The organism is Vreelandella alkaliphila, from assembly GCF_016107625.1.
Lineage (GTDB): Bacteria > Pseudomonadota > Gammaproteobacteria > Pseudomonadales > Halomonadaceae > Vreelandella > Vreelandella alkaliphila.
Genome location: NZ_JABASV010000004.1, coordinates 155997 through 180306, shown reverse-complemented (window position 1 = coordinate 180306; position 24310 = coordinate 155997). Strand labels below are relative to the sequence as shown.

Below are 24310 nucleotides of genomic sequence, written 5' to 3'. Positions count from 1 at the left end.
GATGATGAACTAAATGTGCAAAAAATGTTCTGGCAATTACGATACCTGGAGGATTCAATAACGATGGCACGAATGTCTACGTGGTGGCTGTTTCGACGGCTCAAAACACGTGTATGGGCAGTGAAACGCATTGGCCGAGCACTAAAGCTGTTTCTGCCTATGACGCGTGACGTGCTGCGAGGCAGTTTTCGCCCTATTCCCTGGTCGGCCTTTGGGCTGATGGCGCTAGCACTTGCTTATCTTGTCATGCCTTTTGATCTTATTCCCGACTTTCTCGTAATGATTGGCATTGTTGATGATGTTTTGATCGTAGGTTGGTTACTTAATCGTGTCGATGCCCACCTGTCAGAATATCGTAATTGGAAATATGCAGAAGAAACGCCAGCCGCTTCTTCTCACTCACCTTCTTGAAATCCCGCCGCTTATCCCCATATTGAGTTCACAACCTTTTCCGCTCCTGCCTAACGTTAGGCAGGAGCGCCAAGCACAACGTGATTAATGAGGGCTAAGCGCATGACGACGGCAACCCAGGAAGAAACTCTTGGCTTTCAAACGGAAGTTAAGCAACTCCTAAATTTAATGATTCACTCCCTGTACTCTAACCGGGAGATATTTTTACGCGAGCTGATCTCTAACTCGGCTGATGCCTGTGACAAGCTGCGTTATGCCGCACTTGATAACGATGCGCTTTATGAAGGTGACAGCGAGCTGCGCATTGAAATTGAGCATGATCGCGAGGCTAACACCATCACGCTACGTGATAATGGTATTGGCATGAATCGCGATGATGTCATTGCGAATCTGGGTACTATCGCACGCTCAGGTACCGCAGAGTTCCTTAAGCAGCTCTCTGGCGAGCAGCAAAAAGACGCTAAGTTAATTGGCCAGTTCGGGGTAGGTTTCTACTCTGGATTTATCGTTGCTGATGAAGTAACGGTACGCACCCGCAAAGCGGGCACTGACGCCTCAGCAGGGGTCGAGTGGCGCTCAAAGGGTGAGGGTGAATTCACCGTTGCTGATATTGAGTGTGAACGTCACGGTACTGAAATCACGCTGCATCTTAAAGACGATGCTAAAGAGTTTGCCGACGACTATCGCCTGCAAGGGCTAGTGCGCAAATACTCCGACCACATTGAAGTGCCCGTGCGTATGCCTAAAACCGAAACGGCGAAGGACGACGAAGGCAACGATATTGAAGGCAGTGAAATCACCACGTGGGAAACGGTTAACGAAGCGACTGCGTTATGGGCTCGTCCGAAAAGCGATGTCACTGAGGACGAGTACAAGGCATTTTACAAGCACGTTGCCCACGATTTTAGCGACCCGCTGACCTGGAGCCACAATAAGGTTGAGGGCAAGCTGGAGTATACCAGCCTGCTGTATGTACCGGGCCGTGCACCGTTTGACATGTTCGATCGTGATGGCGCTAGAGGCGTTAAACTGTATGTTCAACGTGTGTTCATTATGGACGACGCGGAGCAGTTCTTGCCTCTGTATCTGCGCTTTATCAAGGGTGTATTAGATACTCGCGATCTCTCTCTGAACGTTTCTCGTGAGCTGCTCCAGCAAGACCCCAAAGTCGATAAGATCAAGGGTGCGTTGACCAAGCGTGCGTTGGATATGCTCAAGAAGTTGGCGAAAGACAATGAGCAGTACCAGACCTTCTGGAATACATTTGGCAGCGTGCTAAAAGAGGGGCCAGGTGAAGACGCCGCCAATCGCGAAAAGATTGCTGGCCTGCTCCGTTTTGCTTCAACGCATACCGATACTGCCGCCCAGGAGCACTCTCTGGTCGACTACGTTGAGCGTATGAAAGAGGGTCAGAAGAAGATTTACTACGTGGTCGCCGACAGCTTTAATGCGGCGAAAAATAGCCCTCACTTAGAGATCTTCCGTAAGAAAGGTATCGAGGTGCTGTTGCTATCGGACCGTATTGACGAGTGGCTAATGAGTCATCTCACCGAGTTTGATGGTAAATCGTTTGCCGATGTGGCTAAAGGTGAGTTGGACCTTGGCGATGTGGAAGACGAGGAAGAGAAGAAAGCCCAGGAAGAAACAGCTAAAGCCAAAGAAGACTTGGTTAAGCGCGTCAAAGAAGCGTTAAACGATGGTGTTCAAGAGGTGAAAATTACTCACCGCTTAACCGATTCGCCCGCCTGTGTCGTGCTTCCTGAGCATGAAATGGGCTATCAGATGCGTCGGATTATGGAAGCCGCTGGCCAGCCATTGCCCGAGGTGAAGCCGATTCTGGAGCTAAACCCCAACCATGCTCTGGTGGCGCGTCTGGAAAATGCTGACGGCGACCTGTTTGGCCAGTTGGCGCATATTTTGCTGGATCAGGCGATCATCGCTGAAGGTGGTCATCTTGATGATCCCGCTGCCTATGTTAAGCGGCTTAATAACGTCTTAACGGCTTGATGAATCAGTAGTTGATTGACGCGGCCCGCTTGGATATCCAAGCGGGCCGCTTGTTTTAATAGAGATGATGATAAAGTAAGTGCTAAACGCACGAGACCAATGATCAGGATATCGTCATGGCTGATGAACAGCAGATGAATGTGGCAGTGCTGGGGGGCGGAAGTTTTGGTACCGCTCTGGCGAGTATTGCAGCAGATAATGGCGCAAAGGTGCGCCAGTGGATGCGCGATGAAGCTTTAGTGACGCAAATAAATCACGAGCATCGCAATGGGCGCTATCTACCACATTATGTAATTAATCCCGCCGTCATCGCGTCTACGGATCTTCAATCGGTGCTAGAAGGCGCTGAGTTAGTGCTGATTGCTATCCCTTCCAAAGCGTTTCGCAGTGTTGTTCAGGCTGCCAAACCCTGGTTAACCCCGGAGCAAATTCTGGTCAGTACCACCAAAGGTATTGAGCAAGATAGCTTTTTGCTAATGAGTCAGGTGCTTGAACAGGAAACTGGGTTTCCCCACGTTGGCGTCATAGCGGGGCCCAATTTAGCGTCCGAAATCGCTGATAAGCAGTTGACTGCCACCGTCATTGCCAGCGCCGATGCGCTCACCAGAACGCGGGTGCAGCAAGCGTTAGGCTGTCGCTATTTTCGCGTATATGCCAGTAATGATCGTCATGGCGTTGAGCTGGGTGGGGCGCTTAAAAATATCTACGCCATTGCCGCAGGTATGGCGGCAGCGCTGGGAATGGGAGAGAACACTCGCAGCATGCTGATGACGCGAGCGCTAGCAGAAATGAGCCGCTTTGCAGTTGCACAGGGGGCTAACCCGATGACGTTTTTAGGCTTGGCTGGCGTCGGTGATTTAATCGTTACCTGCTCTTCAAATCTATCCCGCAACTATCGGGTTGGCTACGCCATGGGGGAAGGGCGAGGTCTTGATGAGGCGGTGTCGGCATTAGGTCAAGTAGCTGAAGGGGTAAATACCGTCAAGCTTGTCTGCGCTAAAGCGCGTGAAATGGGTGTTTATATGCCGCTGGCTGAGGGCCTGAATCGCGTGCTGTTTGAAGGTGTTCCGGCTCAGGAGATGGCACGCACTCTGATGATGGGCGAGCAAAGCAGTGATGTGGAATTTATTCTGCCTCGTGAGGCTGTTCAGCAAGCCCACCGTGAAAATGGAGGCAGGAATGCCTAGTGTGCTGGTTATGCGCCATGGTGAGGCTGCATCGGGGTTTCCCGATCAATCGCGCCGATTAACGCCTCGTGGTGAGCTTGAAGCCGAAAAAATGGCCCGCTGGCTGTCCATGCGTATTGAGCAGGGTGAACTATCTTGCCCCACGATTTATGCCAGCCCTTTTGTACGAGCTCAGCAGACAGCTCAGCGGATCTGTGATGCTTTGGGTGTGCAACTTAATACATTGGCGTTTATTACCCCGGAAGATTCACCTAGTGATGTTAGTGAATGGCTGCTAAATCAATCTGCAGATGCTCCGATTATGCTCGTCAGCCATATGCCGCTGGTGGGTGAGTTGGCGGGCCTGTTAGTAGAAGGAGTGCCGAGCCAGGGGATTGGCTTTCCTACCGCCGCCATTGCAGAGCTGGAGGCTGACGTGTGGGCCGCCGGTTGCGCGCAGCTAAAACGCTTTACCCAGCCAAGCCAGTTGTTATAACGCTTATAGACACAAAAAAAGCGGCTGCCGAGGCAGCCGCTATGACACTGCTGTCACTCGTCGGTCGACGTTACAGCAGTGCGTCCAGCTTCTCTTTTAACAAGCCATTAACTTGCTGCGGATTCGCCGTGCCGCGAGATGCCTTCATGACTTGGCCAACGAAGTAACCAATCATCTTGCCGCGTTTCTCTGGCTCAGAATCACGATATTGAGCAACCTGAGCCGGGCTCTCTGCGATAACCTGGTCAATCATCGCTTCAATCGCGCCAGTATCCGTGACTTGCTTCAAGCCTTTTGCGTCAATGACGGCGTCGGCGCTATCGCCTTGGCCATTCCACAGTGCTTGGAAGACTTGCTTAGCGGCTTTGCCGTTAATGGTGTCATCCAGTACGCGACTAATTAGCTCGCCGAGCTGTTTTGCGGAAACCGGGCTGTTCTGAATGCTTAGGTTCTCACGGTTAAGAGCACCCGAAAGCTCCCCTTGTACCCAGTTAGCGGCTTGTTTAGCATCGCCGCACACTTGCTGTACTTCTTCGAAAAACTCGGCCATTTCTCGGCTAGCAGACAGTACGTGGGCATCATAGACCGATAAGCCTAGCTCATTCTGGAAACGCGCCCGTTTGTCGGCAGGAAGTTCTGGCAACTGGCTGCGCAGATGATCAAGGTAAGCTTGATCTAACACCACGGGTAACAGATCCGGGCAGGGGAAGTAGCGATAGTCGTTAGCTTCCTCTTTGGTACGCATACTGCGGGTTTCATCGCGCTCAGGATCAAACAGGCGGGTTTCCTGCACGACCTTGCCGCCGTCTTCGATCAGCTCAATCTGGCGCTCGACCTCATAAGCAATCGCGCGCTCAACAAAGCGGAACGAGTTGACGTTTTTGATTTCCGCGCGAGTGCCGAAGGCTTCTTGGCCTTTAGGGCGCACTGAAACGTTAACATCGCAGCGCATTGAGCCTTCCGCCATATTGCCGTCGGAAATGCCCAAATAGGTCACAATAGAGTGAATTGCTTTGAGATACGCGGCGGCCTCTTTTGCGCTGCGCATATCCGGCTCTGAGACGATTTCCAGTAGCGGTGTGCCCGCCCGGTTAAGGTCGATGCCCGTCATGCCGTGGAAGTCTTCGTGCAGCGACTTGCCAGCGTCTTCTTCAAGATGGGCGTGATGAATACGAATACGCTTGGTCGATTCGTCATCTAGGGTGATTTCAACATCACCTGCGCCGACGATCGGATGATACATCTGGCTGGTTTGGTAGCCCTTGGGCAAATCGGGATAGAAGTAGTTTTTACGGTCGAACACCGATACTTCAGGAATGTCGGCGTGTACCGCAAGCCCAAATTGAACGGCCATGGCCACGGCCTGCTCGTTCAGCACAGGCAGAACGCCGGGTAAGCCAAGGTCAACAGCACAGGCTTGAGTGTTCGGTTCGGCACCAAAAGCGGTGGAGGCGCCGGAGAAAATTTTCGAACGAGTTGCGAGCTGAACGTGTACTTCCAGCCCAATCACGGTTTCCCATTGCATTAGGCGTTCTCCTCGGCAAAAGCAGGGCGTTGTAAGTGCCAATCAGTGGCTTGCTGGAACTGGTGAGCCACGTTTAGCAGCTGTGCTTCTGCAAAGTGGGTACCCAGGATCTGCAGACCAACCGGACGGCCATTGGAAAAGCCTGCTGGAACGCTGATGCCAGGAATGCCGGCTAGGTTAACGGCGATGGTGTAAATGTCCTGTAGGTACATAGACACCGGATCTTTCTTGGCGCCAAGATCAAACGCGGGCGTTGGCGATGCGGGCCCCATCAGTACGTCTACGTCTTCAAAGGCGTCCAGGAAGTCCTGTCGAATCAAACGACGCACTTTCTGCGCTTTGGTGTAGTAGGCGTCAAAAAAGCCTTCAGAAAGCGTGTGTGTGCCAATCAGGATGCGCCGCTTCACCTCATCACCGAAGCCTTCCGCACGAGACCGCGTGTAGAGATCAATAAGATCAGCCGGTGCATCGCAGCGATGCCCGAAGCGCACACCATCATAGCGGGAGAGATTCGAGGACGCCTCTGCAGGGGCGATAACGTAATAAGCCGGAATCGCATAGTGGGTATGCGGCAGGCTCACCTCGCGTACGGTCGCTCCTAATGATTCATATACTTTCACTGCCTCGCGGACCGCTTTTTCGACGTCAGCGTCTAAACCATCGCCAAAGTACTCCTTTGGCAGGCCGATTTTGAGGCCGGAAAGCGGTGCGTTGAGCGTTTCTGTGTAGTCGGGAACGCCGCGGGCAACGCTGGTGGAATCACGTACATCATGGCCAGCAATGACATTGAGCAGATGTGCGCAGTCTTCAGCACTTTTCGCCATAGGGCCAGCCTGATCGAGGCTAGACGCGTAGGCAATAATGCCATAGCGAGAAACGCGGCCATACGTAGGCTTCAAGCCGGTGATGCCGCAAAACGCTGCGGGCTGACGAATAGAGCCGCCGGTGTCTGTGCCCATCGCAGCAGGGACAAGGCCTGCTGCTACTGCGGCGGCACTACCACCTGAACTGCCGCCAGGAACTGCAGTAAGGTCCCAGGGATTTTTTACTGCACCAAAATAGCTATTTTCGTTGGAAGAGCCCATAGCGAACTCATCCATGTTGGTTTTACCCAGGCTAATGGTGCCGGCAGCGTTGAGTTTCTCTACCACGGTGGCATTGTAAGGCGCGATAAAATTATCGAGCATTTTCGAACCGCAGCTGGTTTTCACCCCTTGAGTACAAAAGATATCTTTCAGCGCGAAAGGAATGCCTGTTAGCTTGCCAGCCTTGCCTGCAGCACGCGCATTGTCGGCAGCTTCTGCCTGATCAAGTGCTTGCTCGGCGGTGACAGTAATAAAGCTATTGAGCGTGCCATCAGCTTGCTCAATACGCTGTAAAAAGTGTGAAGTCAGCTCTCGGCTGGAAAGCTCACCGCTTTTCAGGGCGGCGGCAAGCTGCGTTACGGTTTTATCATGCATGACCCGGAAGCTCCGTTCGGGGGCGAATAGAAAGAGCAGAAAATAGCGGCCTGTGCGTGGTAATCTGGCTACTCCACCACGCGGGGTACTAGATACAGGCCATTTTCTACTGCCGGAGCACAGCGCTGGAAAGCGTCGCGCTGATTAGTTTCCGTGACTTCGTCGGCTCGCAGCCGTTGTGTGGCATCCAGCGGGTGCGCAAGCGGCGCAATGCCATCGGTGTCCAGGCTTTGTAGCTGGTCGACCATGTCCAGAATGCGGCTTAGATCGTCGACAAAACCACTGGCTTGGTCATCGCTAACGGCGAGTCGGGCCAAGTGTGCGGCCCGGCGCACATGAGATTCTTCAAGCGCCATGATCGAATTTTCCTCGCAAACGTGATGGAACATATTCCGCGTTCAGCGGTATACATACGGTCATCTTAAATTCGTCTTGTGTAGCAGACGTAGAAAATAGCCGCAAAAGGTACCACATATTGGCCCTAACGGGCAGTATTAGGCACGACTCGTGCTTGCTGCCAAGGGGTAGCGGTGATACCGTTTGCATCCGCACAGGGTTCCCGGTCTGCACTAGGTAACAACATCCATGTTCAAACGTTTGAGGGGGCTGTTTTCCAGCGATCTGTCGATCGACTTGGGTACGGCCAACACACTGATTTATGTACGCGGTCGTGGCATCGTGCTCGATGAACCGTCCGTAGTCGCTATCCGCCAGTCTGGCAACATGCGCAGCGTGGCGTCGGTTGGTACCGATGCCAAACGTATGCTCGGTCGCACGCCAGGCAATATTACCGCCATCCGCCCGATGAAAGATGGCGTTATTGCCGACTTCACAGTGACTGAGCAGATGCTTCAACACTTTATTCGTAAAGTGCATCAAAGCACCTTCTTAACGCCTAGTCCTCGTGTCTTGGTGTGCGTTCCCTGCATGTCAACGCAGGTTGAACGGCGCGCTATTCGCGAGTCGGCGGAAGGTGCTGGTGCTCGTGAAGTGTTTTTAATCGAAGAGCCGATGGCCGCCGCAATTGGTGCCGGGCTTCCGGTTGAAGAAGCGCAGGGCTCAATGGTGGTTGATATCGGTGGTGGTACTACCGAAATCGCCATTATTTCGCTCAACGGCGTGGTTTATTCAGAATCTATTCGTGTCGGTGGTGACCGCTTTGACGAGGCCATCACTGCGTATGTGCGCCGTCACTACGGCAGCCTGATTGGTGAAGCCACCGCTGAGCGAATCAAAGAAGAGATCGGTTGTGCTTATCCCGGGGGCGAACTGCGCGAAATTGATGTGCGAGGACGTAACCTAGCGGAAGGCATACCGCGTAGTTTCACACTGAACTCCCATGAGATTCTCGAAGCGCTTCAAGAAACCTTGGGCTCTATTGTGGCAGCGGTCAAGAGTGCCCTTGAGCAATCACCACCGGAACTGGCTTCTGATATCGCGGAGCGTGGCTTGGTGCTGACCGGTGGTGGCGCGCTGTTGCGTGATCTCGATAAATTGATCGCCGAAGAGACAGGCTTGCCGGTGATTGTGGCTGAAGATCCGCTCACCTGTGTGGCCCGCGGTGGCGGCAAGGCACTGGAAATGATTGATCAGCATACCTTCGAGTTGCTGTCGAGCGACTGATCGTAGCGGTTTATCGCGGGGGATTGCCTATTAAACCGCTATTTTCGCACGCGTCATTGCCAGGGTATCGGCTATTCTTCTGTGTGCTATTGGCAAGCATTTTAATGTTTGCCGATCAGCGATTTACCCGCATGGAAGATGTGCGTGCCCAAATGACGATGATTGTTGCCCCAATTCAGTGGGTCGTTAGCGTGCCTAGCGATCTACTTAACTGGGGCGCGCTTGCGCTTTCTGACCAGCAAGCGCTCGTCGATGAGAATCGTCGCCTGCGTGAGCAAATTTTGACGCTTTCACATCGTGGTCAGCGGTTGGCTAATCTGACCGCGGAGAATGCCGAATTACGTGATCTTCTGAAGGCAGCTCAGCGTAGAGATATTCCGTACATAACTGCTGAGCTACTGTCGCTAGATAATGATCCTTTTAGTCATCAGATGGTGGTTGACCGGGGGCATCGAAATGGTGCCTATGTCGGTCAGCCGGTGATTGATGCTTTTGGCTTAGTGGGGCAAGTGACCGCTGTGTCGGCGTATTCAAGCCGCGTTCTGTTACTGGCTGATGCGAGCCATGCATTGCCTGTTCAGGTGAACCGTAATGGCCTGCGATTTATTGTGCAGGGAGCTGGTCGTTATGGAAGCGTGAAGGTTTTGCATGTGCCGGATACAGCAGACATTCGCGAAGGTGATCTGCTGACCACATCAGGGTTGGCAGGACGCTTCCCGCCAGGCCATCCCGTTGCTAGGGTCACCGACGTTTATCACGACCCAGGTCAGCCTTTCGCTCAAGTGACCGCAGAGCCCTCTGCTCAGTTGCAGCGTTCACGTCACTTCTTATTGCTGTTCCCGCCGCCCCGTGAAGAGATAGAGGATACTATTTGGGGAGAGGGTATGGAAATTTCAGCCGCTGCACTGCACGCTGCCCAGCGTATTGGTTTGCAGCAGGATGCTGCACGAGAGGTGCAGTAATGGCTAAGACGCCAGTCGTATCACTTATCTTTGTATGGTTTACGCTTGTGCTTGCATTGTGCTTGCAAGTGATGCCTTTAGCAGAGGGGTGGCAGGTATACCGTCCTGAGTGGATAGGGCTAATGCTGATTTACTGGTGCATGCGAACACCGGATAGAGTTGGTGTTTTTCATGGCTTTGTTATCGGCATTCTGATGGATTTGATCGAAGGTACCGCGTTAGGTCAGCATGCTCTGATATTGTCGCTGTTGGCCTTCTTATGCGCCCTGGTTTACCCGCGCTTTCGTGCTTACTCTTTAGTACAGCAGTCTGTTCTCGTGTTGGTCTTATTAGGCTTGGTGCAGTTGATTGAGCAGTGGTTACGCACGCTGACGGGGGATTTTTCAATCCATTTGTCTTTTTTGATTCCATCACTGATCAGTGCTGTTCTGTGGCCCTGGTGGTCTACCATGCTTAAAGCGCTCGAACAGCGTTTAGCTAGCGTGTAATGATTTATAGTTCATGCGGCTGAGCATTTAATAAGCTGCCGGAGTTGCTGTAATGGATAGTTCACGTTCTGCATCGCCGCCTGTGTTATGCCTTGCTTCGGCATCGCCTAGACGTAAGGCGTTGTTAGCATCGATAGGTGTGGCGGTCGAGGTCATGCCAAGTGACGTAGATGAAACGCCGCTCAAGGGTGAATCTGCGCAAGCTTATGTGGAGCGCTTGGCGAGTGCGAAAGCGCAAGCTGCTGTTTCAAGAACAGTTCTTCCTGTGCTGGGTTCAGATACGGCCGTGGTGATTGACAATCAGATATTGGGCAAGCCAATTGATGAGCATGATGCAGCCGTTATGCTTAAGAAACTGTCAGGGCGTCGTCATAATGTATTAACAGCGGTCGCTGTGGCTGGCCCCAAGGGTGTACTCTCTTGTTGTGTGACAACGGTCGTCAAGATGCGCGTAATCAGTCAGCAGGAAATAGCGGACTACTGGCAAACTGGTGAGCCAGTAGACAAAGCCGGAGGATATGCCATCCAAGGTTTAGCCGCTGTGTTTGTTGAAGAAATTAAGGGCAGCCATTCAGCAGTCGTTGGGCTGCCTCTCTATGAAACAACACGCTTGTTGTGCCAGCAAGGGGTGCCAATCTGGTCGGGCTGCTATCAGCAGAGCTAACCGCCATTTCGCCGCCTGCTGTGTTGGCAAGGATACTGTGACTCAATAAGGAATTTTGCATGAGCGGTGAAGTCCTCATCAATTTAACGCCAATGGAGACTCGCGTTGCGCTGGTGGAAAATGGTGTCTTACAAGAGGCGCTCATTGAACGCTCACGTAGGCGCGGCATTGTAGGTAATATTTACAAAGGCAAAGTAGTACGTGTGCTGCCTGGCATGCAGGCTGCTTTTGTTGATATTGGCCTTGAACGCGCTGCGTTTATTCATGCCCACGAGGTAATGCCATCAGGGACGCCTAATGATGAGCAGCAGACTATTGGTCAGTTGCTACATGAAGGTCAGGCGCTTGTCGTTCAGGTGACCAAAGATCCCATTGGCACCAAGGGTGCCAGGCTCACTACCCATCTCTCGATTCCTTCACGTTATCTTGTCTATATGCCTGACTCTCCCCATCATGGCGTGTCTCAGCGCATTGAAGATGAGCGAGAGCGGGAGCGTTTAAAAGCGCTGCTCGATAAGGGCATTGACGAGCAGACCATCGAGGTAACCGGTGGCTTCATCGTGCGCACAGCGGCAGAGGGGGTCGGTGATGAAGAGCTGGCGGGTGACATGTACTTCCTGCTGCGTATTTGGCGCAAAGTCAGTGAGCGTAAAATAACGGCGGCGTCGCCTAGTGTGATCTACGATGACCTGCCGTTGTTTATGCGTACATTACGGGATGTCATGCGCGATGATATTGAAAAAGTGCGCATCGATTCCCGCGAGAACTTTGTCAAACTGGTCGAGTTTGCTGAAGAATTTATGCCAGATGCGGTAGACCGTATCGAGTATTATCCAGGCGAGCGACCCATCTTTGATCTGTATAGCGTTGAAGATGAAATTCAAAAAGCACTGGGGCGTAAGGTTCAGTTGAAGTCCGGTGGCTATCTGGTTATCGACCCGACAGAAGCGATGACCACAATTGATGTGAATACCGGTGGTTATGTCGGTCATCGTAATCTTGAAGAGACGATTTTTAAAACGAACCTGGAAGCGGCGACTGCGATTGCCCGTCAGCTAAGGCTACGCAACCTTGGCGGCATCATTATTATCGACTTCATCGATATGGTGGATGTAGAGCATCAGCGCCAAGTGTTACGCGTGCTTGAGAAAGCGCTAGAGCGTGATCATGCGAAGACGAAGTGCACCGGAGTGACTGAGCTGGGTTTAGTGCAGTTGACCCGTAAACGCACGCGGGAAAGTCTGGAGCAAACCTTGTGCGAGGCTTGCCCAACATGCAGTGGGCGCGGGACGTTGAAAACGCCTGAAACTGTTTGTTACGAGATTTTTCGCGAGATATTGCGCGAAGAGCGTGCCTACAGTGCCGAAACGTATATGGTGCTTGCCTCTCAACCGGTAGTTGACAGACTGTTGGACGAAGAGTCTGCGGCGGTCGCCGACCTGGAAACGTTTATTAATAAAACCATTCGTTTTCAAGTAGAGCAACACTACTCCCAAGAACAGTACGACATCGTACTAATGTAATGATAGCGTTACGTTCATTCTCTCGATGGTGCCTAGTAGCGATCGCCTCGTTACTAGGAGGTCTTGCTGTCTTTCTATTATTGGCACGCTTATTAATTAGCCAATCCAGCCTACTAACACCGAAAATAGAAGCGTTATTAGAGGCCCGTGTGGGGGTGCCCGTTACTATCGAGCACCTATCGCTGTCGTTGGCGCGTAACGATCTTGTTTTGCAATTGGAAGGTGTGCATTCAGCGACGCCTGACGGGCAGCAATTAGTATCCCTTGAAAGTGCGCATTTACGGCTTGATGGTTGGGCGACATTGAGAAGTATTGCACCCGTATTTAATGATGCGCGCATCACAGGCCTTGAATTTCATCTATATCAGCAGCTAGACGCTGCTTGGGGCTGGCCTGCACCAGCAGAGCTGCCGATCGTTATGTCTCAGGAGCCTACTGTTGATTTAGCGGCGTTGGACGCCTGGGCAGGTCTTATTCTTCGCCAGCGATTGTGGGTAGATAATACTCGTCTGGTGCTGCATGGAAGCCAACAGGCCGTCACCTTGCACGCGCCTACCTTGCTGCTCAATGGCGATAAGCGGCGAACGCGCTTGGAGGGTGCCGTCACGATCTTAGAATCTCAAAGCGTGGATTCGCAAGGAACAGGGTCTCAAGAAAAGGAGACTCAAGAAGCACAAGAAACGCTGCCGGCCATTGCGATGAACGTGGAGATGCAGCCTGGAGAGCAGGGTTTCCGTGATTTTTCAGCGGCGCTCCAATTGGACATGCAACTGGATCATCTAGTGGCACTAGCCGCTGTTTTACGTTCCGATCGCATGCCTTCTCTAGAGCAAATGGGAGGCGAGGTTACGTTGTGGGGTCGCTGGCATGCAGGACGCTTAGATGAGGTTCGCTTGGCTGTCGATGTTCCACAGTTGACCCTTCGCCACGAGATTCAATACGCCGTACTGCAAAACATTCAGGCCAATGGCCTTTGGCGGCGAGACGGTGAGGGCGGCGAAGCATGGCTTAGTGGTGATGCTGAAAACGTCGAGTGGGCGCGTCCAGAAGGTGGAAGTGGTGGCCCAGCCTTACCGCGGCATTGGTACTTATCCCACCAGCCTGATCGATGGGAGGTGCGCACCAGCGCATTTGAGCTGGCTTCTTTGGCGGCTTGGCGCGACTATATTTTGTTGCCTGAATCGCTTACTCGAGTGTTACAAACACTATCACCCCGTGGTCAGGTCCAAGGTTTGCGTTTAGGTCAGCATGAAGGCCATTGGGGGGTTGATGCGGCGTTAACCAATGTGGCTGTGCTGCCTTGGGAGCAAGCGCCAGGAGGTGGCCCGTTAGATGCTTGGGTACAGGCAAGAGACTTTCGCGGCAGAGTAACGTTTAACAGTGCTGGAAGCAGCTCGCTTAATTTTCCTGAATTGTTTGAATCACCCATGCTGTTGAGCCATGCCGAGGGTGTGGTGGAGTGGGTGTATGACGGCCCGAGCACCATGATCAGTGGTAGGGATCTACGCCTAGATTGGGATGGTGCCGAGGTGAGTGGGGGTTTTGGTCTGATTGCGGGTGAACAGGGCGGCCAGTTTGGGCTTGATATTGCGTTTGCAAATGTTGATGCGCTTAATTACCCGCTCTCTCAGTGGCTGCCCGTTAAAGCTCTTGAGCCTGAGCTTCGTGAGTGGCTATTAACCGATATAGGCGGTGTTGTTCCCCACGGCTCGCTCAAGCTTAGCTTTCCCTTTACTGGGGAAGAGGCTGGTTCAGAAAGTCAGTTTGCAGATCAAATTTCCTCCACGTTGGCCCTCTCTGTCACACAGGGGCGATTACCTATCGCGCCTGATTGGCCCATGCTTGAGAAGATCGAGGGCAGATTGGTTTGGAAGGATCAGGTGTTGGAGGCGGTTATTCAGCATGCTGAAAGCCAGGGCATTGACGTCTCTGATGGGGTGCTAAAGATGGCTGATGAGACGCTTAATTTGTCGGGAAGTGTCAGCAGTGATAGTGATTCACTGCTGGCGTTTCTCCAGGCGATGCCTGAGATTGATCTGCCACTGCTTAACGATGTTCGTGCAGAGGGCCGGGTTGAGGGTGACATCGCTTTATCGTTACCACTGAGCGCGCCGGACTCATTGGCGCTGGAGATTAATGCTCGACCAAATTTCACAACGCTTGCTTTTCAGCCTGTCGACATTCCGCTAGAAGATATTCAGGGGGAGATGACGTGGCAGCAGCACGGCGAAAAAAGCGCTTTGCTCGGGCATGTCTCGGGTCTGTGGTCAGGTAATTCCATAGAAGCGGATATCAATGTTCCAGACGACGGTATTGCCTTGGGCGGAAATATTGATGTCGCCACCTTATTTCAACTGGCCAATATTCCCGCTGAACAAGCTCGCCAGCTGTTTGAAGGGCGTGCTCAGTGGCGTGGGCAGGTCAACCTACAGCCATCACCGTCGATCGTCCTTGAAAGCCGCTTGCTTGGTATTACAAGCAGGTTGCCAGCGCCATTTAGCAAGTCCGCTGAACAGCCATGGCCATGGCGGTTAAGCGCGGACGTCGATAGTGGCCACTTAACAACACAGTTAGCCGACATCGTTAATGCTCGCGTACAGCTTGATCATAATGAGCTGGCAGGGGTAATTGCTTTGGGCAGTGCTGCCGCACCGAGTGACTGGCCAACGCAGCCAGGCTGGAGCGTTGTCGCGCAGGTTGATGAGTTGCCTCTTGATGACTGGCAGGAGGCGTTGTCACCGTTGATGCAGGCGTCATCTTCGTCGAATGGCGATAGTGAGGATACGCCAATATCAGTAATGCTTAGTACGCCTTGCGTGCATTTCCGTGATGCGTGTTTTGGTCGCTTAGAAGCGACAGGCAATATTGAAGGAAAGCGCTTGGCTATACAGTTAAGCGGTGACCTTGTGTCAGGTCGAGTGAATTATCAGCCCGGTAGCGCGCTGCCGCTTGATATCGCTATCTCGTCGCTGGAAGTAGATCGACTATTGGATATGCCTGCTGCAGCGCATGACAGCAGTGCGCCGACACCAGGCTCTTGGATGGATGCTGTCGAAACTCAGCACGCCACACCAACTGCTATACCAGAATGGCTTAACCAGTTGCCGGATGGCAGGCTCAGACTAGCCGATATTGGCGTTGGCGAAGGACGTTTCGGACCGTTAACCGCTTATTGGCAAAGCCAGGATCAACGTTTTACTCTTTCCCCGGTCGGTCTGACATTAGGGCAGCTCTCTGCCCGCGGAGAATTGGTATGGGAAGGCGACGCTAACAATAGCCATACCCGCGCTGATGTTTCTATACAAGGTGGTGATGTGGGCACTGCGTTAGAGCGTCTAGGCCAGCCAATAGCCATGCGCAGCCGTTCCACGGATGTCAGCGCAACGCTGGCATGGCCAGGCGCTCCCTGGCAATTTGAATTAAGTCGGGCGGAAGGCGATATTCGTACCGATGTACGTGATGGGCGCTTTGTGACGCTGGAATCTACACCGGCTCGCTTGGTTGGTCTGCTTAATTTTGACAATATACTGCGTCGTTTGCGTTTCGATTTTTCGGACGTGACGGGACAAGGAACTGCATTTGATCGGGTGCATGGCACGGCAGATGTCGCCGCGGGTCAATTACTGCTGCGCGGTCCACTTTCCATTGAAGCGCCATCTACCACGCTAACCCTGACGGGAAGCGTCAATCTTATACAACGTGAACTTGATCAGCGACTAGGCGTCACACTACCTATTAGCCAAAGCTTGCCTCTCGCAGCCATAGCCGTAGGTGCTCCGATTGTAGGTGGCGCTCTTTTTGTAGCGGACCAGCTTTTTGGTAGCGCGTTAGATCAAGCAACCACTATTCACTATCGCGTGCGAGGTCCGTGGACGTCGCCGCAGATCACTCTAGAAGGCCCTTAATGACCGCACATAAGAGCGATGTAAATACCGCTGTTTCCATTTTGTTGACACCAAGTGGCCTGGATTTGGATGCCCTTGATACAGGGCTGTCTTATGCCCTGGGTGCTGGTATTGATTATGCCGATCTCTACTTCCAGCGTACTTGGCAAGAGGGGTGGGTGCTGGAAGATGGTGAAGTAAAAGAAGCCAGCTATAACATTGATGGCGGCGTTGGTGTGCGCTCCTTAGCAGGTGAAAAGACAGGCTTTGCCTACTCCAATCAAATTACCGCAGATGCGCTAATGGATACTGGCCGTACAGCAGCGGGCATTGTGCGTAGTGGTAAGCAGTTACCTGGGCAGCCGGTAGTGGCTGTCAGCGCTGCCGGTCGTTATGCAGGACTTGATCCGTTGGCGGGGCTTACTGCTGACGAAAAAGTGGCAATGTTAAAAGAAGCAGACCGCATCGCGCGTGCAGCTGACCCCTGTATTAGCCAAGTGAGCGCCTCATTGTCAGGCACTTATGAAGTGGTGTTAGTGCGTGCCAGTGATGGCACCTTAGCGGCAGATATCCGCCCATTAGTCCGTTTTAATGTAAGTGTTATCGCGGCTAAAAATGGTCGGCGAGAGCGAGGCGGTGCTGGGGGCGGCGGTCGTTACTCCATGTCCAGGCTGCGAGATGAAAACGTAGCGGAACGCTATGCGAAAGAAGCTGTTCGCCAAGCCTTAGTTAACCTAGAGGCAGTCGATGCACCTGCTGGTCAAATGCCGGTTGTTCTCGGCGCTGGCTGGCCAGGTATTTTGCTTCATGAAGCGGTGGGCCACGGGCTTGAAGGCGATTTTAATCGTAAGGGTAGTTCAGCGTTTGCAGGGCAGATGGGGAAACGTGTTGCGGCGAAAGGTGTGACGGTCGTCGATGATGCTACCGTTGCTGATTGCCGTGGTTCGTTAAGCGTGGATGATGAAGGCACGCCAGGGCAATACACGCCGCTGATTGAAGACGGTATTTTAACTGGCTATATGCAAGATAAGCTTAATGCACGGTTAATGAATATGGCGCCAACGGGTAATGCGCGGCGTGAATCTTTTGCCCATTTGCCGATGCCGCGTATGACCAATACTGTCATGCTGGCAGGCCAAGATGAACCCGCCGACATTATCAAAAGCGTTAAGCGCGGTATCTATGCGGTCAGTTTCGGTGGTGGTCAGGTCGATATTACATCAGGCAAGTTCGTTTTTTCAGCCAGCGAAGCCTACCTCATTGAAGATGGCAAAATTACTGCGCCTGTTAAAGGGGCTACCTTGATTGGCAACGGTCCTGAGGCAATGGGGCGTGTTTCAATGATTGGCCATGATATGGAAATGGATACAGGTATCGGTGTCTGCGGCAAAGAGGGACAGGGTGTGCCGGTAGGCGTCGGTCAGCCCACCCTTAAGCTGGATGAGCTGACGGTCGGCGGCACTCAGTCTTCGTGACTTGATTGTCATCACTTGGTCTTGATGACTTGGTCTTAATGACTTGGTCCTTATGAACTAGCCTTTATGGCCCAGTCATTGAGACATATAGGGGTTAGAGTGCCAGCGTATCGCGTAAGTGTTTGAACAGCTTGCGCGAGCTGGTCGGTGGTTTACTTTGCTCACGCTCTTTACGCGCATTGCGCACTAGTTGTCGTATTACCTGACGGTCAGCGTTAGGGTATTCCGCCATAAATAGATCGACAGCGCTGTCGCCTTCTTCGACTAACCGATCGCGCCATTTTTCTAGCCGGTGAAAGGCATGATCGCGCTGCTCTTTTTCCTGTTCGATAGCGTCGAAGACACCCTGTATGGCAGTAAGGTCTTCTTTGCGAATAAGCTTGCCCACATATTGCATATGGCGACGGCGGCCTTCATGGGAGCGGATGCGAGAGGTTTCTTCTATGGCGCGTAACATGTCGTCAGAGAGCGGAAATTTTGCGCGCTCGGCTGGTTTCATCGCGATAAGCGTTTCGCCAAGCGCCTGGAGAGCATGCATTTCCCGCTTGAGCTGAGACTTACTAGGGCGCTCTTCTTGTTCATCAATATCGAGGGGTTCGGGGCGTTGCTTAGGCATACTAGAACTCACTAATTAGTTTCGTTTGCAGCATTATATCAGGCTGCGACCACAACATTGATCCGCCAATGCGATTCAGGCGAAAAGGAGGCCAAAATGGCACAAGCATTTGATGCAGCGGCCCAGCAGGTGCTGTTAACCCAGCGTGCTGAAGAGGCGCTTGCGCTGGCAAAAAAATTAGGCGCAGATGCTGCTGAAGTCGGCGCTAGTGTAGATCAAGGCCTTGGGATAAGCGTGCGTCTTGGAGAGGTGGAAACTGTCGAACTTTCACGTGATCAAGGAATTGCCATTACGCTATATGTTGGGCAGCGCAAGGGCAGCGCCTCGTCTACCGATGCCAGCAGCGCGTCAATTAAAGCCACGGTAGAGAAAGCCCTGGCAATTGCCCGTTATACGGGGGAGGACCCTGCCGCAGGGTTAGCAGATGCGTCGCTAATGGCAACTGACCTACCTGACCTTAAAGTGCATTATCCATGGGCGTTGACGACTGATGAAGCAATCGATTTGGCGCTGGCATGTGAGAAAGCGGGGCGTGATGTTGCGGGGATTCATCAGTCGGAAGGCGCTTCGCTATCCAGTGGTGAGGGAGTGCGAGTTTACGCTAACAGCCACGGTTTTCTCGGCACCCAGAAAGGCAGTAGTCATTCACTTTCCTGCATGCTGATTGCACAGGATGAGAAGGGCATGCAGCGCGATTACGATTATACCTCGGCACGTAATCCCGCCATGCTTCGAGATCCCGCGGAGGTTGGCCGCGAAGCGGCGTCACGCACGCTACGTCGGTTAGGCGCTCAACGGCCGCCAACAGGTACCTTTCCGGTGCTGTTCGACCCGTCACTTTCCAGCGGCTTAGTAGGTCACTTGATGGGGGCGTTGGCAGGTGGGGCGCTTTATCGCGAATCCTCTTTCTTATGTGATCGTTTAGGTAGCCAGCTATTCCCGAGCTGGTTTGGCTTGGAAGAGCGGCCTATGGAGGTGGGTGCGACGGCTAGCTCGCCGTTTGATGCTGAAGGCGTTCAAACTCGCAACAATCGCTTTATTGATCAGGGTAGTGTGGCTAGCTATATGCTGTCTGCTTACAGTGCGCGGCGTTTAGGTATGCAATCTACAGGTAATGCAGGTGGGGCACGCAATTTACGTTTGTTAGCGCCGCTGACGCCCCGAGATGATTTGCTGAAGCAGATGGGGCGTGGCATTTGGGTGACTGAGCTAATGGGACAGGGGGTTAACGGCGTGACTGGCGACTATTCGCGAGGTGCTGCCGGCTTTTGGGTTGAAAATGGTGAAATACAGCACCCTATCGAGGAGTTCACTATTGCCAGTAATTTGAATAGCATGTTTGCTGGCTTGGTCGCAGTCGGTGATGACATCGATACCCGTGGCAGTATTCACACGGGTAGCTGGCTAATTGATGCAATGACCGTCGCTGGTAACTAACACCTTAGCTAACAGCTCAGTTAACACGTTGGCTGATGCTGTTTTAATGATGTCAGTGGTATTCACTGATGTTAGTGCTCTTCGTCAAAACGTGCGTCGAATAGTGCTTCAATGGCCTCTAGTGCTTGTTCGGCGTCGTCGCCTTCCGCATGGACTCTAAGTTCAGTGCCACAAGGGGCGGCCAGCATCAATAACGACATAATGTTGGCCGCATCAGCCATTTGCTGTTGTTTGTAAACGTGAATGTTGGCCGAAAACTGTTGGCTACACTTGACGAGTTTTGTCGCTGCACGAGCATGAAGGCCGCGCTGATTAGTGAGTGTTAAGGTTCTTTCTGGCACTCTGGTTCCTTTTAGCCGAGTGGGGTCGTGAAGAAAAGGCGTTGCTTATTGCGCGTTTGTTGAAGGCTCGGATGTGGAGGGCTGCTGTTCACTTAGGGTGTACTGCAGGCCTAGCTCACGATGACGGAGTTGAACCTCTCCCGCTTGTTTCACCAGCATTTGTGCCAGTTGTTCCACCATATAGACAGAACGGTGCTGCCCGCCGGTACAGCCAATAGCAATAGTCATATAACTGCGCTGGCTATTTTGGTAAGCGGGTAGCCACTTTTCCAACCATGTCTGGATATCATTGCGCATTTCTTCTACGACGGGATATCCCTTAAGAAAGTTGATGATGTTCGCGTCACGCCCAGTGTATTGGCGCAGCGTAGGGTCCCAGTAGGGATTTGGTAAGCAGCGCACATCAAAGACGAGATCAGCGTCAAGTGGGACGCCACGTTTATAGCCAAATGACTCTAGTGTCAGCGTTAATCTATCTTCACGCTGTTGGGCAACCTGATCCGTTATTCGGCGGCGCAGGTCATGAACCGACAGACGCGATGTGTCGATCATCAGGTCGGCAAGATCACGGATGTCGAGCAGGGTTTCTTCTTCTTTATTGATGGCCTCTTCAAGCGTCATGTCACTATCACGCGTAAGAGGGTGGCGACGACGCGTGGCTGAGTATCGCTCAAGAAGAATTCGCGCATCGGTGGTTAGATAGATAACCTGGAAGTGAATGCTTTTCTGACGCAAAGATTCAAGCATTTTTGGCAGCTGCTTTAGCGCAGCTGGTAAATTACGCGCATCGATACTTACCGCTAGTTGAGGGCGTGCCCCTTGCTCGCGAAGCTCATCCACAAGGGAGCCGAGTAACATGGCGGGCAAATTATCGATGGCACAATAGCCAAGATCTTCTAACGCTTGTAAGGCGATAGATTTACCGGACCCTGAACGGCCGCTAATGATCACCAGTTGCATAGAGTTTCTCTTGGCATGCCAATAAAAATGGAGGTAAACGTTAAACTAGTAGGCAGTGTCTAGCGGTGGACCATTTAGGTAACAGGTTGTTCACGAATTTTTGCTGTAATAAGGTCCAATAGCTCACGTTGGCTAGCCGCTCTACGAAGCTGCTGACGTGTGTCAACGTTGTTCATGATGGACGCCACTTGCCCTAATAAGGCTAAGTGCGTGTCGTCCGCCTCTTCGGGCACTAAAAGTACGAAAACAAGGTCGACGGGGTCGCCATCAATAGCATCGAAATCTACTGGCTCAGCTAACTTTAAAAAACCAGCGATAGGCGAGCTGCAGTGAGGGCTACGGGCGTGAGGAATAGCAACGCCGTTGCCTATTCCAGTGCTACCCAAACGCTCACGACCAATCAGGCGGCTGAAGACTTCTTGGCTATCTAGGCTTGGCGTGTTTTGCGCAATAAAGGTGCTGAAAAATTCCAGCACCCTTTTTTTGCTGCCCCCGGGGACGTCATACAGCACGCGCTCCGGGGGAAGAATAGTTTCCAACGTCATTGAGTTAACGCACGCCAGCGCCTTGGGCGCGAGCTTGTGCTTTTTCCTTGTGTTTAACGAGTTGACGATCAATTTTGTCCGCTAGTGCATCAATCGCAGCGTACATATCGTTGTCTAATGCTTCTGCGTGTAGATCGGCACCTGCAGCATGCAGGGTGCAGGCAGCTTGCTGGCGCTCCTTTTCAACAGATAAGGTCACTTGTACGGTGGTGATATTGTCATAATGGCGCTCAACGCGTTCCAGCTTCTCATTTACATAGTCACGCAAGGCGTCAGTCAGATCTACGTGATGACCAGTGATATTTACTTGCATTGACGTGCTCCTTATCCATCGGACTGTTCTTCGATTGTAACCCTTTTTGCGCTATTGCAAAGCCCTTAGACAGACTTTGTTCGTTAGCACTGTTTTATTAGCGTAAACGGCGGCGTTCGCTTGAAGAGGGTATACCCATCGACTCGCGATATTTGGCCACCGTTCGCCTTGCCACATTAATGCCACCCTCTTCCAATAGCGACACGAGGCGGCTGTCTGAGAGAGGTTTCCCGGGCGGTTCATCTTGCACCAGTTTTTTGATTCGAGCGCGGATGGCGGTGCTGGAGTGACTGTCACCGCCGTCCTGGCCACTTACTTGGCTTGAAAAGAAGTATTTGAGCTCAAACACTCCGCGCGGAGTATGAATGTATTTCTGGGTGGTGACCCTGGAAATAGTGGATTCATGCATTTCTACGGCGTCTGCGATATCGGCTAAAATCAGCGGTTTCATGGCTTCTTCGCCGTGTTCCAGAAAGCCTATCTGGCGAGCTATGATTTCTCGGCCCACCCGCAGTAGCGTATCATTTCGACTTGAAAGGCTCTTGATGAGCCAGCGAGCTTCTTGGAGATGCTCTTTTAAAAATTGGTTATCTTGGCTCTTGTCAGCCCGTTTGATCAGGCTTGCGTAGTCAGGTTGAATGCGCAAGCGCGGCAATGCCTCAGGATTTAGCTCCAGGTGCCATCCTTCGTGGTCATGGCGTACGACTAAATCTGGCGTTACATAGCTGTCATCAGTGTCGCCAAAGGCACTTCCTGGGCGAGGATCAAGGCTGCGGATCAAGCGGATGACATCATCAAGCTGCTCATCATCTAGACTTAACCGCCGCTTTAGCAAACGCACATCATCCTTACCAAGCGCTTCCAGAAATTGACGCACTAACCGCTTGGCAGGCATAAGCAGCGGTGTATCTTCCGGTAGTGAGGCGAGCTGCAGCATTAAGCACTCCCGCAGGTCGCGAGCAAATACACCGGTGGGCTCAAACTGTTGAAGACGAAGCAAGGTTGTTTCAACTTCACGCTGGCTAAGGCCTTCATGCCCTTGGGCTTTAAGTCCTTCGCGAATGTCATTGAGAGGCTGGGTTAGGTAGCCGTTGGCATCCAGTGCATCGATGAGGCTTTCAGCAATGGCGTGGTCGCGTGGTGAAAAATCTGTCATGGCGAGTTGCCAAAGTAAGTGGCCATGCAAACTTTGACCAGCGGCTTGACGCTCAAAGTCAGGCCCCTCGCTGCTGGCACCATGGCTACCAAGGTCTTGATAAGTGTCTGACCAGTCACTGTCAGTTGAGAGTTCGTTAGGAATGCTTTCGGACCATTCAGCTTCCTGGTGTTCACTAACGGCCTGTTCGCCGAACTCATCTTCCTGCTCAAGCATTGGATTGGCATCAAGTGCTTGCTGAATTTCTTGACGGAGGTCCAGCGTTGATAGCTGTAACAGGGCGATGGCCTGCTGCAGCTGAGGTGTCATGGTCAGCTGTGTACCGATACGCAATTGAAGAGAAGCTTTCATGACCATCTGAGAACCGCTCGTTAATCAGAAAGCTCCACCCTAGTGCGAGTTATGGCTTGGTGCAAGTGCAATAAGTATGCCACCACTACTATTTTTTCTACAGATGGCTGTTTACAAGCGGAAATCAGCCCCCAAATAAACGTCTCTTACCCGCTGGTTGTTGAGAATTTCCTGAGGGGGGCCACTGGCGATGATATGGCCGTCACCTACAATGTAAGCAATATCGCAAATATCCAGTGTTTCCCTGACGTTATGATCAGTGATCAGCACGCCGATATGGCGCTTTTTGAGGGCTCGAATGATCGTTTTAATATCGCCCACTGAGATTGGATCAACGCCGGCAAACGGCTCATCAAGCAGGATAAAGGCAGGCTCGGTCGCGAGGGAGCGGGCAATCTCAACACGTCTACGCTCTCCGCCCGAAAGACTCATGCCGAAGTTGTCACGAATGTGCGTGATGTGAAAATCTTCCAGTAGCGACTCAAGGCGCTGCTCCCTGGCGCTACGATCGAGCTCTTTGCGGGTTTCCAGGATTGCCATGATGTTGTCGGCGACGGTAAGTTTGCGAAAAATAGAGGCTTCCTGAGGCAAGTAGCCAATACCAGCCATTGCACGTTCGTGCATGGGGGCATGGGTTAAATCAAGCTCATCAATGCCAACCTTTCCCGCATCAGACTTTACCAAGCCGACAATCATATAAAACGATGTCGTTTTGCCTGCGCCATTGGGGCCTAGTAGCCCTACCACGCTGCCTTGAGATATCTCTAGGTTAATATCCTTAACGACACGGCGGCGTTTATAGCTTTTAGCTAAGTGTTGGGCATAAAGTGTTTTTATCGGCGCGGTTTCTGATGCTGATTCTGAGGCTGTGGTTTGAGGTGCGGGCTCTGCGTTATTGGTCGCCACT

22 protein-coding genes are annotated in these 24310 nt (G+C 52.4%); 12 read left to right on the top strand and 10 right to left on the bottom strand.

Annotation, left to right across the window (positions count from 1 at the left end; all coding sequences use genetic code 11):
- Window positions 1-63 precede the first annotated feature (63 nt).
- The 4 genes from JFC11_RS07935 to sixA all read left to right on the top strand — a co-directional run bounded on the left by JFC11_RS07935 (window position 64) and on the right by sixA (window position 4080).
- Complete coding sequence (locus JFC11_RS07935; RefSeq protein WP_038485568.1) at window positions 64-411, top strand: YkvA family protein; 348 nt, start codon at window positions 64-66, stop codon at window positions 409-411.
- A 102-nt stretch (window positions 412-513) separates the two neighbouring features.
- On the top strand, window positions 514-2418 hold the full coding sequence (htpG, locus tag JFC11_RS07930) for a molecular chaperone HtpG (RefSeq protein ID WP_038485565.1): 1905 nt from the start codon (window positions 514-516) through the stop codon (window positions 2416-2418).
- A gap of 116 nt (window positions 2419-2534) precedes the next feature.
- Window positions 2535-3605, top strand: coding sequence for an NAD(P)H-dependent glycerol-3-phosphate dehydrogenase (locus JFC11_RS07925; protein ID WP_038485562.1), 1071 nt, complete (start codon window positions 2535-2537; stop codon window positions 3603-3605).
- On the top strand, window positions 3598-4080 hold the full coding sequence (sixA, locus tag JFC11_RS07920) for a phosphohistidine phosphatase SixA (RefSeq protein WP_198349137.1): 483 nt from the start codon (window positions 3598-3600) through the stop codon (window positions 4078-4080). Before JFC11_RS07925 ends, sixA begins: the two co-directional genes overlap by 8 nt.
- A 70-nt stretch (window positions 4081-4150) precedes the next feature.
- On the opposite strand, the gene gatB is transcribed toward sixA, so the two are convergent.
- From gatB to gatC, 3 genes are all read right to left on the bottom strand, one after another.
- Window positions 4151-5605, bottom strand: coding sequence for an Asp-tRNA(Asn)/Glu-tRNA(Gln) amidotransferase subunit GatB (gatB, locus tag JFC11_RS07915; RefSeq protein ID WP_198349136.1), 1455 nt, complete (start codon window positions 5603-5605; stop codon window positions 4151-4153).
- The gene (gene gatA / locus JFC11_RS07910) at window positions 5605-7065 is read right to left on the bottom strand and encodes an Asp-tRNA(Asn)/Glu-tRNA(Gln) amidotransferase subunit GatA (protein WP_038485553.1); all 1461 of its coding nucleotides are present in this window, start codon (window positions 7063-7065) and stop codon (window positions 5605-5607) included. The genes gatB and gatA overlap by 1 nt, the downstream gene beginning before the upstream one ends.
- Window positions 7066-7133: 68 nt before the next feature.
- Window positions 7134-7421 (bottom strand): Asp-tRNA(Asn)/Glu-tRNA(Gln) amidotransferase subunit GatC, encoded by a 288-nt coding sequence (gatC, locus tag JFC11_RS07905; protein ID WP_038485550.1) that lies wholly within the window; start codon window positions 7419-7421, stop codon window positions 7134-7136.
- Window positions 7422-7650: 229 nt separating this feature from the next.
- Here gatC and JFC11_RS07900 point away from each other — a divergent pair, with 229 nt between their 5' ends.
- Genes JFC11_RS07900 through tldD form a run of 7 tightly spaced genes read left to right on the top strand, consistent with a single transcriptional unit; the run spans window position 7651 to window position 17684 of the window.
- Window positions 7651-8688, top strand: a complete 1038-nt coding sequence (locus tag JFC11_RS07900) for a rod shape-determining protein (RefSeq protein ID WP_009721960.1) — start codon at window positions 7651-7653, stop codon at window positions 8686-8688.
- A gap of 23 nt (window positions 8689-8711) precedes the next feature.
- On the top strand, window positions 8712-9650 hold the full coding sequence (gene mreC, locus JFC11_RS07895) for a rod shape-determining protein MreC (RefSeq protein WP_038485547.1): 939 nt from the start codon (window positions 8712-8714) through the stop codon (window positions 9648-9650).
- Complete coding sequence (gene mreD / locus JFC11_RS07890; RefSeq protein WP_038485544.1) at window positions 9650-10138, top strand: rod shape-determining protein MreD; 489 nt, start codon at window positions 9650-9652, stop codon at window positions 10136-10138. Before mreC ends, mreD begins: the two co-directional genes overlap by 1 nt.
- A 52-nt stretch (window positions 10139-10190) precedes the next feature.
- Complete coding sequence (locus JFC11_RS07885) at window positions 10191-10802, top strand: Maf family protein (RefSeq protein ID WP_198349135.1); 612 nt, start codon at window positions 10191-10193, stop codon at window positions 10800-10802.
- 59 nt (window positions 10803-10861) lie between these two features.
- Window positions 10862-12325, top strand: coding sequence for a ribonuclease G (gene rng, locus JFC11_RS07880; RefSeq protein ID WP_038485538.1), 1464 nt, complete (start codon window positions 10862-10864; stop codon window positions 12323-12325).
- A complete protein-coding gene (locus tag JFC11_RS07875; protein WP_198349134.1) occupies window positions 12325-16230 on the top strand; it encodes a YhdP family phospholipid transporter in 3906 nt (1301 codons plus the stop codon). The genes rng and JFC11_RS07875 overlap by 1 nt, the downstream gene beginning before the upstream one ends.
- Window positions 16230-17684: a metalloprotease TldD gene (tldD, locus tag JFC11_RS07870; protein ID WP_038485532.1), complete on the top strand. Its 1455-nt coding sequence runs from the start codon at window positions 16230-16232 to the stop codon at window positions 17682-17684. The genes JFC11_RS07875 and tldD overlap by 1 nt, the downstream gene beginning before the upstream one ends.
- A 94-nt stretch (window positions 17685-17778) precedes the next feature.
- Here the strand turns inward: tldD and yjgA are convergent, their stop codons facing one another.
- Entirely contained in the window at window positions 17779-18300 is a 522-nt protein-coding gene (gene yjgA / locus JFC11_RS07865) for a ribosome biogenesis factor YjgA (protein WP_038485529.1), read from the bottom strand.
- Between the two features lie 96 nt (window positions 18301-18396).
- On the opposite strand from yjgA, the gene pmbA reads away from it, so the two are divergent.
- A complete protein-coding gene (gene pmbA / locus JFC11_RS07860) occupies window positions 18397-19737 on the top strand; it encodes a metalloprotease PmbA (RefSeq protein WP_095603180.1) in 1341 nt (446 codons plus the stop codon).
- A gap of 71 nt (window positions 19738-19808) precedes the next feature.
- Here the strand turns inward: pmbA and JFC11_RS07855 are convergent, their stop codons facing one another.
- From JFC11_RS07855 to lptB, 6 genes are all read right to left on the bottom strand, one after another.
- Window positions 19809-20078, bottom strand: coding sequence for an HPr family phosphocarrier protein (locus JFC11_RS07855; RefSeq protein ID WP_038485523.1), 270 nt, complete (start codon window positions 20076-20078; stop codon window positions 19809-19811).
- A gap of 45 nt (window positions 20079-20123) precedes the next feature.
- Window positions 20124-21038 (bottom strand): RNase adapter RapZ, encoded by a 915-nt coding sequence (gene rapZ, locus JFC11_RS07850; protein WP_038485520.1) that lies wholly within the window; start codon window positions 21036-21038, stop codon window positions 20124-20126.
- Window positions 21039-21112: 74 nt separating this feature from the next.
- Window positions 21113-21583 carry a PTS IIA-like nitrogen regulatory protein PtsN gene (gene ptsN, locus JFC11_RS07845; protein WP_038485517.1) on the bottom strand — a complete coding sequence of 157 codons (471 nt, stop codon included), beginning with the start codon at window positions 21581-21583 and terminating at the stop codon, window positions 21113-21115.
- A 4-nt stretch (window positions 21584-21587) separates the two neighbouring features.
- Window positions 21588-21896 carry a ribosome hibernation-promoting factor, HPF/YfiA family gene (hpf, locus tag JFC11_RS07840; RefSeq protein ID WP_009721972.1) on the bottom strand — a complete coding sequence of 103 codons (309 nt, stop codon included), beginning with the start codon at window positions 21894-21896 and terminating at the stop codon, window positions 21588-21590.
- A gap of 97 nt (window positions 21897-21993) precedes the next feature.
- On the bottom strand, window positions 21994-23409 hold the full coding sequence (locus tag JFC11_RS07835) for an RNA polymerase factor sigma-54 (protein WP_198349133.1): 1416 nt from the start codon (window positions 23407-23409) through the stop codon (window positions 21994-21996).
- Window positions 23410-23514: 105 nt separating this feature from the next.
- A complete protein-coding gene (gene lptB / locus JFC11_RS07830) occupies window positions 23515-24240 on the bottom strand; it encodes an LPS export ABC transporter ATP-binding protein (RefSeq protein WP_095603314.1) in 726 nt (241 codons plus the stop codon).
- Window positions 24241-24310 lie beyond the last annotated feature (70 nt).